Annotated in this window: 12 protein-coding genes; 1 reads left to right on the top strand and 11 read right to left on the bottom strand. The window is 68.9% G+C overall.

Going from position 1 to position 11,998, the window contains the following annotated elements; genetic code table 11:
• Window positions 1–28: 28 nt before the first annotated feature.
• From FHS44_RS01690 to FHS44_RS01665, 6 genes are read right to left on the bottom strand one after another with little or no spacing between them, the layout of a single operon-like run.
• Window positions 29–1,060: a hypothetical protein gene (locus FHS44_RS01690; RefSeq protein ID WP_184712069.1), complete on the bottom strand. Its 1,032-nt coding sequence runs from the start codon at window positions 1,058–1,060 to the stop codon at window positions 29–31.
• A 5-nt stretch (window positions 1,061–1,065) separates the two neighbouring features.
• Window positions 1,066–2,379: a DUF4910 domain-containing protein gene (locus tag FHS44_RS01685; protein WP_312863499.1), complete on the bottom strand. Its 1,314-nt coding sequence runs from the start codon at window positions 2,377–2,379 to the stop codon at window positions 1,066–1,068.
• The gene (locus FHS44_RS01680; protein ID WP_184712068.1) at window positions 2,369–3,412 is read right to left on the bottom strand and encodes an NAD-dependent epimerase/dehydratase family protein; all 1,044 of its coding nucleotides are present in this window, start codon (window positions 3,410–3,412) and stop codon (window positions 2,369–2,371) included. Before FHS44_RS01680 ends, FHS44_RS01685 begins: the two co-directional genes overlap by 11 nt.
• Window positions 3,413–3,417: 5 nt before the next feature.
• Window positions 3,418–4,068 carry a PIG-L deacetylase family protein gene (locus tag FHS44_RS01675; RefSeq protein ID WP_184712067.1) on the bottom strand — a complete coding sequence of 217 codons (651 nt, stop codon included), beginning with the start codon at window positions 4,066–4,068 and terminating at the stop codon, window positions 3,418–3,420.
• Window positions 4,065–4,859: a sugar phosphate nucleotidyltransferase gene (locus FHS44_RS01670; protein WP_184712066.1), complete on the bottom strand. Its 795-nt coding sequence runs from the start codon at window positions 4,857–4,859 to the stop codon at window positions 4,065–4,067. Before FHS44_RS01670 ends, FHS44_RS01675 begins: the two co-directional genes overlap by 4 nt.
• On the bottom strand, window positions 4,856–6,091 hold the full coding sequence (locus FHS44_RS01665) for a class I SAM-dependent methyltransferase (protein WP_184712065.1): 1,236 nt from the start codon (window positions 6,089–6,091) through the stop codon (window positions 4,856–4,858). Before FHS44_RS01665 ends, FHS44_RS01670 begins: the two co-directional genes overlap by 4 nt.
• 131 nt (window positions 6,092–6,222) lie before the next feature.
• Between FHS44_RS01665 and rfbC the strand changes: the two genes are divergently transcribed.
• The gene (gene rfbC / locus FHS44_RS01660) at window positions 6,223–6,822 is read left to right on the top strand and encodes a dTDP-4-dehydrorhamnose 3,5-epimerase (protein ID WP_184712064.1); all 600 of its coding nucleotides are present in this window, start codon (window positions 6,223–6,225) and stop codon (window positions 6,820–6,822) included.
• Window positions 6,823–7,006: 184 nt separating this feature from the next.
• Here rfbC and rfbD read toward each other — a convergent pair whose 3' ends face one another.
• The 5 genes from rfbD to FHS44_RS01635 form a co-directional block, all read right to left on the bottom strand.
• A complete protein-coding gene (rfbD, locus tag FHS44_RS01655) occupies window positions 7,007–7,864 on the bottom strand; it encodes a dTDP-4-dehydrorhamnose reductase (RefSeq protein ID WP_184712063.1) in 858 nt (285 codons plus the stop codon).
• Window positions 7,861–8,862, bottom strand: coding sequence for a dTDP-glucose 4,6-dehydratase (rfbB, locus tag FHS44_RS01650; protein ID WP_184712062.1), 1,002 nt, complete (start codon window positions 8,860–8,862; stop codon window positions 7,861–7,863). Before rfbB ends, rfbD begins: the two co-directional genes overlap by 4 nt.
• Window positions 8,859–9,926: a glucose-1-phosphate thymidylyltransferase gene (locus FHS44_RS01645; protein WP_184712061.1), complete on the bottom strand. Its 1,068-nt coding sequence runs from the start codon at window positions 9,924–9,926 to the stop codon at window positions 8,859–8,861. Before FHS44_RS01645 ends, rfbB begins: the two co-directional genes overlap by 4 nt.
• Before the next feature lie 2 nt (window positions 9,927–9,928).
• On the bottom strand, window positions 9,929–11,383 hold the full coding sequence (locus tag FHS44_RS01640; RefSeq protein WP_184712060.1) for a sugar transferase: 1,455 nt from the start codon (window positions 11,381–11,383) through the stop codon (window positions 9,929–9,931).
• 253 nt (window positions 11,384–11,636) lie between these two features.
• Window positions 11,637–11,993, bottom strand: coding sequence for a hypothetical protein (locus FHS44_RS01635; RefSeq protein ID WP_184712059.1), 357 nt, complete (start codon window positions 11,991–11,993; stop codon window positions 11,637–11,639).
• Window positions 11,994–11,998 lie beyond the last annotated feature (5 nt).

Below are 11,998 nucleotides of genomic sequence, written 5' to 3'. Positions count from 1 at the left end.
CCGCCGCCACCCTCACAGGTCCGACGGATCAGACGGGCTCCTCGACCCGCTCAAGCCAGATCTCCCGCCAGAAGGGAACGAACTCCCGGGGGCAACTGACGTTGTACGCACCGGCGCAGACCACGCCCTCAAGCACGATGCAGGAGCTCTTCATCTCCAGCATCTCGCCGGTCCGCTCGTCCAGACACCGGTCGACCCGCGAAAGAACCCTCGCGGTCTGCCCGCAGTACCGGGCCATCTCCTCCTCGAAGCCAAGACCACGGTTGAGCAGGTCCTGGTTGAGGGTCTTGAGGATCTCCTGCTTGGACTTGATCCTGACCAGCTCACCCGGTTTCAGGTCCAGCGTCGCGTTCGGGGTCGCGCCGACCAGCGCGCCCTTGACGAAGCCCCAGCGCAGACCGCCCCTGATCAGCAACCATTTGGGCAGTGTGCGCTTGCTGCGCTCCTGGAACCTGTTGAAAACCCCGACGAAGAGCCCGCGCAACGAGAAGAAGACCCCCACGTTGCCGGTCCTGACGTCCATGACGTACTGCCGCATGTCCTTCAGCGGCAGGCAGGTCGGCGCCGCGCGCAGCAGCTCGGTCGCCTGGCAGGAGAACCGCTCCCCGCCGTCGGGCCCCGGCTCCTTCCTGGACGCCACCTCCAGGATGGGCAGCAGCTTGCGGCCCTGCGCCAGACCACCCGACTCCTTGGGAGGCTCCGGCGCCGGAGGGTCGTTGGGATCGACCCGCTTGAGCCAGGCCTCCTTCCAGTACATCAGGCAGGCCGTCTGGCACCCGCCGTGCGCCGACCCGTCACACCGCGCCCCCGCGAGGTGTACGGCGCGCTCCATCTTGCGCATGCCACTGCGGCTGATGGTGTCGCACAGCTTGTATGCGACCTTGTGCACCGTGAGCCGCTTCCCGCAGAAGGCCAGCATCTCCGGCATGAACGGAAGCTGGTCCAGCTCTCCCCTCTCGTCCAGCGTGGCCATGATCTCGGCCTCGCTCAGGACCTCAACCGTCTCCCCAACCCGGAGGTTGAGCACCCCGGGTTCCGTGACGGCCTGCAACCGCGTCATCTCCACTACTCCTTGAGGAGTCCTGCACCACGCAGGGCTTGTGCCGCTTCCGCCACGGTGGCGAAGGGCAGGTTTGACTGTTCCGCGATGTCAAGCAGGGTGTGCTCCCCGTCGGAGAGGTTCAGCACCCACAACATCGCCATCTGGGTCTGCTTGGTGTCGCTGCGCCCCCCCAGCGAGCCGTACAGGCCCCGCCGGCCGAGCTGCGGCTCGCCGTACGGGCTGAGATTGAGGTAGCGGCGGTTGCCTTCGAGCACCCGCGTCACCTCCCAGCAGGTCTCCAGCGTGTCGGCCATCGCCTCGGGCGAGACGAAGTCCGGGTTGTCGCCCGAGGTGTGGTACTCCGGGTATCCGGCGTACGGCGTCCTGGTGAGGGATCCCACGGGCAGGTTGAACCCGGGCGAGCAGTACTGCCGCTCGTCGTAGCCGTACGGGGAGAAGTCCACGACCGTGTGCTCGCGCCCCGAGGACCGCAGGACGTGGCGGACCGCCCTGTCGATCTCGGCGTCGGCACGCCTGCTGCGCTTGTAGGTCAGCGACCCGCTGTCGCCCGCGCAGGCCAGCACGAGACCGTGTTTGACCCGGTCCACACGCTCCCTGTTGCGCGCCAGCCAGGTGATCGCGCCGATGGTTCCCGGCGCGAAGACGAACCGGTAGGTGTAGTGCGGGTCGCTCTCCGCGAGCCGCCGGGCGAGACGGGTGGCGACCGCCACGCCCGCGAGATTGTCGTTGGCCAGTGAGGGATGACAGACGTGGCAGGAGATGATTACCTCGTCCGTGCTGCGCCCCGGCACGACGTGCTCGCCGTAGGTGAGGTGGCCGTCGGCGAGCGTCGAGTCGATCTTCACCTCGTACGGCCCCGGCCCCATCGCCGCCAGGGTGTTCTCCCGAAGGCAGAAACCCCAGGTCTCGGCGTAGTAGCTGGTGCGGTACGGAATCAGGTCCGGCTGGTCGGGCAGGGTGTGCAGGTGCCCGCGCAGCTCGTCGAGGGTCATGGTCGCCGAGACCGGCACGCTGTAGCCGACCACGTGCAGGTTCGACTCGGCGAAGTCGATCACCCTGTCGCCCGAGGCGTCCTTGACGTAGGCGTCGCGGATGTTCCACTCTCTGGGCACGGTCCAGTCGAGGACCTCGGTGCCGGTCGGCACCTCGCTGATCTCCAGCGGGATCTCCCCGGAGACGATCTCCAGCGTACGGCGCAGCCCGTCGCCGGTGATGCTCCTGCAGAGCGGGTAGAGCCGCTCGACCAGGGCGTGCATCTCACGGCCCTCGGTCTCGCGGCTCTCCCCTGCTGCCGTCTGGGGGACGTCAGTTGTCACCGACGCCCGCCTCACGCGGTCTCAGTGTCTCGTCAACCGTGCCGTCGGCGCTCCTGGCGGCCAGCCTGGCGAGCCGGGTGAAGCTGTTCCTGAACAGGTCCTCGGTCATCCCGAACCTCCGGTAGGCGTCCACCAGCTCGGCCGCGCCCGCCTTGACGCTCCAACTCGCCTCGTAGCCGGGCAGCGCGGCACGGATGCGGGAGAAGTCCACCCGGTAGGAACGCGGGTCGGCGCCCGCCTCACCGGTGATCACCAGCGTGGAGCCGGGAACCGCCTCGGCGACCTCGGCGGCGATGTCCGCGACGGTCACGTTGTTCTGCTCGGTGCCCACGTTGAACGCCCGGGAGTGCACGGCCTCCCTGGGGGCGGTCAGCGCCAGCACGAACGCCTCGGCGATGTCCTTGGCGTGGACCAGCGGACGCCACGGGGTGCCGTCGGACAGCACCCGCACCTCCCCGGTCAGCAGGGCGTGGCCGACCAGGTTGTTCAGCACGATGTCGGCGCGCAGCCGGGGCGAGAACCCGAACGCTGTCGCGTTGCGCATGAAGACCGGGGTGAAGTCGTCGTCGGCCAGCGCGGTCAGGTCGTCCTCGACCCTGACCTTGGACTCGGCGTACGGCGTGACCGGACGCAGCGGCGCCTCTTCCCCGACCAGCTCGTCGCCGCCCGAGGCGCCGTAGACGGAGCAGGTCGAGGCGTACAGGAACCTTCGTGCCCCGGCGTCGCGGGCCAGCCTGGCCAGGTGCACCGAGGCGTGGTGGTTGATGTCGTAGGTCAGCTCGGGCGCCAGCGACCCGAGCGGGTCGTTGGACAGGGCGGCCAGGTGGATGACCGCGTCGATCCCGGCCAGGTGCTCGGCGGTGACGTCACGCAGGTCGACCCGGTGTCCGGCGGGGTCGGCCGGCGCGGGTCCGAGCAGGCAGTCGGCGAACAGACCGGAGTCCAGGCCGATCACCTCGTGGCCCGCCTCGGCGAGTGCCGGGGCCATCACACTTCCCAGGTAGCCCTGGTGCCCGGTCAGCAGCACACGCATCCGGTTCATCCTCCAGCCAGGTCGAGAGTCAGCTTGCTTGTGTAGAACGCCTCCGCGTAGCGCGCTTGGCACTCGATGCCGCGGATGCGGGCCAGTCCCAGGAACGCCTCGCGGTCGTACCAGGGGCGTTGCCGTTGTGAGGGGTAGTGCTGTTGGAGCAGGGTCACCTTGGCCTCGGCCACCTCGGGCGTCAGCGGCTGGTAGACCGAGGGCCGCCCGAGGTCGCCGTCCCACTTGACGATCTCGTAGCCGAGCGCCTGGTGACCGCGGAAGGCGGTCGGCACCAGCTTGGCGAGGCCCCGGTGGTCCTGGTGGGCGTCGGCCGCGTTCGGGGCGAAGACCAGGTCGGGGTCGGTCCTGGAGCGCAGGTCCTCCACCGCGGCCTTGGCCTCCTCCCAGTTGGCGGGCAGCCGCCCGTCGGGCATCTTGAGCACGGTCAGCCGAAGGTCCGCCCCGGGGCAGAAGGCCGTCAGCGCCGCGTGCTCCTCCTCCTCACGCTCGGTGCCGCCGCCGGAGAGCACCAGGGCGTCGACCCTGAGACCGGGCCGCGCCGAGCAGAGGGTCAGCAGGCTACCGCCCGCGCCGATGGCGAGATCATCGCAGTGGGCGGCCAGCAGGACGACGCCGCCGACCGTGGGAGGACGGAAACCGATCATCGTGCCCGCACCGCCTGTTCACGTTCCCACAGCGCCCACGGCCGGTCGCCCCGGGAGTAGGCCTCGTCCAGGGCGATGCGCTCCTTGACCGTGTCGGTCGGCTTCCAGTAGCCCCGGTGCGGGTAGGCGAGCAGCCGTCCCCGCTTGGCCAGCTCCCCGCAGCCGTCGGCGACGAGGTCACCGCCGGGCGGGATGTGGTCGAAGACCTCCTGGCGGAGCACGAAGTAGCCGCCGTTGATCCACAGCGGCATGTCGCTGACCGGGGTGATCCCGCCGACCATGCCGTCCTCGCCGACCTCGATGCAGTGGAAGGTCTCCGCGGGCGGGACGACCATCATCGAGGCTCCGGCGCCCGAGGCGGTGAAGCGGTCCACGATCTCCGGCAGCGGCGCGTCGGTGAGCACGTCGGCGTAGTTCGCCAGGAAGATCTCGTCGCCGTCGAGGTGGTCGCGGACCCGGCGCAGCCGCTCACCGATCGGCGAGTCGATCCCGGTCTGCACGAACGAGATCGACCAGTCGGAGATGTCGGTGGACAGCAGCTTCACCTCGCCCCCGCGCAGGACGAAGTCGTTGGAGATCGTCTCCTGGTAGTTGAGGAAGAAGTCCTTGATGTGGTGCGCGCCGTACCCGAGGCAGAGGATGAACTCGGTGTGGCCGAAGTGGGCGTAGTAGCGCATCACATGCCAGATCAGCGGCCGGGGGCCGACGAGCTGCATCGGCTTGGGCACGTCGCCCGGGGTGCCGCTGCGCATCCGCGTGCCGTATCCGCCGCAGAAGAGGACGACCTTCACGGGTTCACCTCGACGATCTCCAGGTTCGGGATGGGGAAGACCAGGCGCCCGCCCCACTCGCCGACGTAGGAGAGCTGGGCGGTCAGTTCCTCGCGCAGGTTCCACGGCAGCACCAGCACGTAGTCGGGCCGGTCCTCGGCGATCCGCTCTGGCGCCGCGATCGGAACGCGCGTGCCGGGGGTGAACCTGCCGTGCTTGTACGGGTTGCGGTCCACGGTGTAACGCAGCAGGTCGGGGCGGATCCCGCAGTGGTTGAGCAGCGTGTTGCCCTTGCCGGGGGCGCCGTAGCCCACCACGGTCTTGCCCTGCTCGGCGGCCTCGACGAGGAACTTGAGCAGGTCCCGCCGCACCTTCGCGACCCGGGCGGCGAACTCGGCGTAGCCGGACAGCTCGTGCAGCCCGGCCGCCTTCTCGGCCGCGAGCACCTCGACCACCCGGGAGGTGGGCTCGCCCGCGACCTCCTGGGGACGCGCCCACAGCCGGATCGAGCCGCCGTGCGTGGGCAGCAGCTCCACGTCCACCAGCGCCAGCCCGCCGGAGGCGAGGGCGCGCTGCGCGGAGGCGACCGTGTAGTACTGGAAGTGCTCGTGGTAGATCGTGTCGTACTGGTTGAGCTCCATCAGCGTCAGCAGGTGCTGCACCTCGATGGAGACCCAGCCGTCGTCGGCCACGAGCGCGCGCAGCCCCTGGGTGAACCCGATGACGTCGGGGATGTGCGCGTAGACGTTGTTGGCGACCACCAGGTCGGCGGGACCGTGCTCGGCGCGCACCTCGGCTGCCGTCTCCGGGCCGAGGAAGGCCGTCACCGTCGGCACACCCTTGTCCCTGGCGGCCTGGCCGACGTTCTTGGACGGCTCGATGCCCAGGCAGCGGACACCGCGGTCGACGACGTGCCTGAGGAGGTAGCCGTCGTTGCTGGCCACCTCGACCACGAAGGAGTTCTCGTCGAGCCCGAGCCGCCCGGCCGCGCCGTCCACGAACCGCCTGGCGTGCTCCACCCACGAGGTGGAGTAGGAGGAGAAGTAGGCGTACTCGGTGAAGGTGTCCTCGGGCGTGATCAGCGGCGGGATCTGCGCCAGCCAGCACCCGGTGCACACCCTCAGGTGCAGCGGGTAGGTCGTCTCCGGCTCGTCGACCTGCTCCGCGGTCAGGAACAACTCGCAGGGCGGCGTCGCCCCGAGGTCGACCACGCTGGCAAGACTCGCTGACCCGCACAGGCGGCACGTTGTCATCAATACGCTCCCTCGCCGCGCGACGCGGCTCGACCGGTGACTTGCAAGATCGTTCCAATGAGGGCGAACCCTAGGATTTCGCCCAACGGTCCTGGGGTGTTACAGCGACGCGCTGTGTCATGCTTCCGCCCATGGAACCCCTGAGCATCGACGGAGCCTGGTGCCACACCCCGCGTGTCCACACCGACCCGCGTGGCGCCTTCCTGGAGACCTACCGCGCCCATGACCTGCGGGAGGCCGTCGGCCACGCGATCGACCTGGCCCAGGTCAACTGCTCGGTCTCCCGGCGCGGCGTCCTTCGCGGCATCCACTTCGCGGACGTTCCGCCCGGACAGGCGAAGTATGTCACGTGCCTGTCGGGGGCCATCCTCGACGTCGTCGTGGACATCCGCGTTGGTTCGCCCACCTTTGGCCAGTGGGAGACCGTCCGGCTCGACGAGGAGTCCCGGCGCGGCCTCTACGTCGCCGAGGGGCTGGGACACGGTTTCATGGCGCTCAGCGAGCAGGCCACGGTCTCCTACCTGTGCTCCGAGCCGTACGCCCCGGGGCACGAGCACGGGATCAACCCCCTGGACCCGGACCTGGGCATCGACTGGCCCACGGACCTGACCCCGCTCCTGTCCGAAAAGGACGCCGCCGCCCCCACCCTCAAGGAGGCCCTGGAGACCGGCCTGCTCCCGACCTACGAGGCGTGTGTGGCGTACTACCAAAAGCTCGCCGCCCGCGCCTGACCCGGTACTCGCGACGCCGAGCGTGAAGTGTTTGGCTTTACCGGTGCCGTGCGTGAGGAGTTTGGCTTGGGCGCGCCTGTGCTTGGACTGAGGAGCGAAGGAGCGCCAGCGGATGAGCGACGAGGGAAAGCACAGGCCCGCAGCGCCCAAGCCCTCGCGGCGCCGAAGGCGACGCAAAAACAACTCAACCACTGATCAGGACCTTTGAGCTTCTCAGGGCCTCTCGCCAGTCGCGCATCGGTGGCAGGCCCGCGGTGGTCCAGCGGTCGTGGCCCAGGACGCTGTAGGCGGGACGCGGCGCCGGGCGGGGGAACTCCGTCGAGGAGACCGGCCTGATCCGCTCGGGGTCGGCGCCGAGGAGCGTGAAGATCTCCCTGGCCAGTTCGTACCAGCTCGCCTGGCCCGAGCAGGTGGCGTGGTAGACGCCGGGTTCCGGGGTGATCCCGACAAGCTCGACGATCCTGGTGGCCAGGTCGCCCGCCCAGGTCGGCTGGCCGAGCTGGTCGTCCACGACGTCCAAGGCCGGTCTGGTCCTCTCCAGGCCCGCGATCGTGCTGACGAAGTTGCCGCCCGCCGCGCCGTACAGCCAGGCGGTTCGCAGGACGTAGCCGGTCTCCGGCAGCGTTTCGAGTACGGCGCGCTCCCCGGCGAGCTTGGTCCTGCCGTAGGCGTTGACCGGGCAGGTCGGCGCGTCCTCGGGATACGGCTCGACCGCGGTGCCGTCGAAGACGTAGTCGGTCGAGGGCTGGATCATGAGCGCGCCCACGTGCTTGCACGCCTCGGCCAGCGCCCGCACGCCGTGCCCGTTGACGGCCAGCGCCTCCCGCTCGTGCGTCTCGGCGTCGTCAACCGCCGTCCAGGCCGCGCAGTTGACCACGACGTCCGGTCCGTGCCCGGCGACCACGTCCCGTACGGCCCGCCCGTCACGCAGGTCGAGATCGTCCCTGGTGAGGGCGATGACCGACTCCCCCCGCGCGCGCAGCAGGCCGAGCAGTTCGGCCGCGAGCATGCCGGAGGCGCCGGTGACCAGCCATCGGCTCATCTGGTTTCCCCGGCGACTGCCCGTTCCTGGGCGATCTTCTCCTCGGCGGTCAGGTCCTGGGCCTCGGCGGCGGCCTTCCACCAGTCGGGGTTGTCGGCGTACCACCGGACGGTCGCGGCCAGACCCCGCTCGAACGGCACCGAGGGCCGGTAGCCGAGGGCCCGCAGCCGGGAGTCGTCCAGCGAGTAGCGGCGGTCGTGGCCCTTGCGGTCCTCGACGCGCTCGACCATGTCCCAGTCGGCGTCGCACGCCTCAAGCAGCAGGGTGGTGAGCTGGACGTTGGTCAGCTCCGCCGTACCGGCGATGTGGTAGACCTGCCCGGGTTCGCCGCGCTCGGCGACCAGCCTGATGCCCGCGCAGTGGTCGGCGACGTGGATCCAGTCCCTGACGTTGCCGCCGTCGCCGTACAGCGGCACCTTGCGCCCCTGCAGGAGGTTGGTGACGAACAGCGGGATGACCTTCTCCGGATACTGGTTGGGCCCGTAGTTGTTGCCGCAGCGCGTGATCGAGACCGGCAGCCCGTGGGTGATCGCGTAGGCCTGGGCGATCATGTCGCCCCCCGCCTTCGCCGCCGAGTACGGCGAGCGGGGCCGTAGCGGCGCGTCCTCGGCCCAGGAGCCGACGTCGATCGAGCCGTAGACCTCGTCTGTCGAGACCTGCACGACCCTGGGGGTCGAGGCTTCCAGACACGCCTGCATCAGGGTCTGCGTGCCCAGCACGTTCGTCCTGACGAACTCCCCGGCCCCCGATATGGACCGGTCCACATGTGATTCCGCGGCGAAGTTGACGACGACGTCGTGCCCGGGGACCACCTCGGCGAGCAGTTCGGCGTCACAGATGTCGCCGAGCACGAACGTGTGCGGGACGCCCCGCAGGTTCGCGGGGTTGCCCGCGTAGGTGAGCTTGTCGAGCACCGTCACCGAGACACCGTCCGCCACGAGCGTGCGAACGTAGTGGGAGCCGATGAATCCGGCCCCCCCGACGACCAGAACCTTCATGAGCTGATCTGCACCTTGCTGTGATCGCCCAGCACGAGGCGGTGGGCTCTGGGGGTGTTGGGGGCGGGGGTCACCTCGACGTCGTGACCGATGAGCGAGGCCTCGATCCGGGAGACCCCGGAGATCGACGACCTGGGCAGCACGATCGAGTACTCGATCTCGCTGCCGTCCACCACGCAGTCGGCGGCGATGGAGGTGAAGGGGCCGACGTAGCTGTCCACGATCCGCGCTCCGGCGCCGATGATCGCGGGGCCGACGATGCGGGAGCGTTCGACCACGGCCCCCGGTTCGACGACCACCCGGCCGATCAGTTCGCTGACGTCGTCAACGCGGCCTTCGAGGCGGGTTTCGAGGGATTCGAGCACCAGCCGGTTGACCTCCAGCATGTCGGTGACGTTGCCGGTGTCCTTCCAGTAGCCGGAGATCACGGACGACTCGACCCGGTGACCCCGTTCGATGAGCCACTGGATCGCGTCGGTGATCTCCAGTTCGCCACGCCACGACGGCTTCAGCTCGGCCACGGCCCGGTGGACCAGCGGGGTGAACAGGTAGACGCCGACGAGCGCGAGGTCGCTCTTCGGTTCGGCGGGCTTCTCCTCAAGTCCGACGACCCTGCCGTCCGCGTCGAGCTCGGCGACGCCGAACTGCCTGGGGTCGCCGACCTGGGTGAGCATGATCTGCGCGTCCGGCCTGTCGCTGGTGAACCTGCCGACGACGTCGCCGATGCCGCCGACGATGAAGTTGTCGCCGAGATACATGACGAAGTCGTCCTCGCCGAGATAGTCACGGGCGATCAACACCGCGTGCGCGAGTCCGAGTGGCGCCTGTTGCCGCAGGTAGGTGACCTGCAGGCCGAGATCTGAGCCGTCACCGACTGCCGCCTCGATCTCCGCCTGCGTGTCACCGACGACGATGCCGATCTCCGTGATCCCGGCCGCCGCGATGGCTTCGAGCCCGTAGAAGAGCACGGGCTTGTTGGCCACCGGGACGAGCTGTTTGGCCGAGGTGTGGGTGATGGGCCGGAGCCGGGTGCCCGACCCCCCGGCGAGCACGAGAGCTTTCACTGCTAGTAGGCCCCTTCTCCGCCGATGACGGCGCTCCAGGTCTTCCACAGGATCTGCAGGTCAAGGAAGAGCGACCAGTTCTCGACGTAGCGAAGGTCCAGCCGGACCGACTCCTCCCAGCTCAGGTCGGAGCGGCCGCTGACCTGCCACAGGCCGGTCATGCCGGGCTTGACGACCAGGCGGCGGCGCACGTCGGCACCGTACTGGGCGACCTCGCTCGGCAGCGGCGGGCGCGGGCCGACGAGGGACATCTCCCCGCGGACCACGTTGAGCAGTTGGGGCAGCTCGTCAAGGGAGTAACGCCGCAGGAACGCCCCCACGCGGGTGATCCTTGGATCGTTCCTCATCTTGAAGAGCACCCCGTCGAACTCGTTGCTCTGCTGGAGTTCGACCTTGCGGCGTTCGGCGTCGTTGACCATCGTGCGGAACTTCACGACGTCGAACTCCCTGCCGCCCCGACCCACCCTGACCTGCCGGAACAGTGCCGGCCCAGGGCTGGTCACCCTGATCAGCAGCGCGATGGTCAGCATCGGTACGGCGAGCAGCAGCAGTGCGAAGCCCGCCGCGGCCTTGTCGAACAGGCTCTTGGCGAGCTGCTTGGCGCCGTCGAACTCGGGATGCTCCACGTGCAGCAGCGGCATCCCGGCGACGGGACGGATGCTGATGCGTGGTCCCGCGACCTCCATGAGGGCGGGCGCGACGAACAGGTCGGTCCGCGCGTCCTCAAGGCCCCAGGCGATCCGGCGCAGCGCGACGCCGTCCAACTCGGGACAGGCCAGGATGGCCACGGCGTCGGCGTCCACCTTGGCGACGACCGCGGGGACGTCGCTGAAGCCGCCGAGCACGGGAATCCCGTCCACGTCCATGTCCTCGGGTCCTGAAGGCAGGCACGCGGCCGCCACGGTCATGCCGTGGTGGGGCTGCCTGCGCAGTTGCATCACCAGGTCGAGCACCGACTCGCGGTGGCCGACGGCCACCACCTGGCGCATGTATTCGCCGTGGGCGCGCCTGCGGTGGAGCCGCTTGCGCATCCAGTAGCGGAAGGCGATCGTGAGCACCAGCGCCAGGGGGAGCATGGCCATCACGAAACTTCTGGCGATCGTGGTCTGCGTGGCGTACGCACCGATCGCGACGGCGGCCGTCAGTCCGACCCCGCCGTCGAAAACCGCCCGGAACTCCTCTGTCCCCTCGCCGTGCGCACGCTTACGGTAGGCGCCGCCGATCGCCAGGAACAGGGGCCATACCAAGGCCAGACCGAGCCCGAACAGCGCCTCCGTCCTGGGGATGAAAGCGCCGAACCACAGTCGGACCCCGAGGACCGCCTCACATGCGACAACCGCGCACGCGAGATCACCGGCCAGCAAGATCCGTGCGTAGGATCGCGTCCAGATGCTTGGAGCGGTCCGCACCGAATTTTCGAGGAGCGTAGCAGCGGGCTCCTCTGTCCCCACTCTCATACCACCCCACCCAGATGCCCCATCGTTACCAGGTAACGGGACGCGCATCTCATTTCATTGGTTGACAGCTTTCCCGAATGCACCAGGAGCGTGGAAACCCACTGAAATCCTAGTGATCATCCCTGGGCAGGGGAATACAGCCTTACTGTCCACTACTGGCCGAAGAGGGACAGAGAGAGCACCTTGACGGAACGGTCCATACGTGCACGATTACCACCTGGTTGGCTTGGGGCGTGCCGGACCCGTACGACGGTCAGTCGTACTCGAAGTCGGGCAACGGGCTGGGAGGATCGGGACTACGCCAAACCACCACGTGACCCTCACCGAGGCCTTCGACAGCCTCACCGAGCCGCTCCACGTCGAAGTCAGGCAGGTACCGCAGGCGCGCAAGGAAGGTGGTGTCAGTCGCCGACTTGGGCACCACACACCCCTGACCACCTCGGTCAAGCAAAATGTACAGTATGTCCGACTCGGTTTCCGAGTCCCCCTCCACACGAACTTCGACGACGTCTTCCCAGGCGAGGGCGTCAACGCTGCCGTCAGCGTAGTGACGGGCCACGCCCTCCTCGGTGACGTACACGTAGGAGTCCGGCACTGAATTGCCGTGCATGGCCG

It is taken from the genome of Streptosporangium saharense (assembly GCF_014203715.1).
Lineage (GTDB): Bacteria > Actinomycetota > Actinomycetes > Streptosporangiales > Streptosporangiaceae > Streptosporangium > Streptosporangium saharense.
The sequence above is the reverse complement of the archived record's forward strand: the minus strand, read 5'-3'. Positions and strand labels throughout refer to the sequence as shown.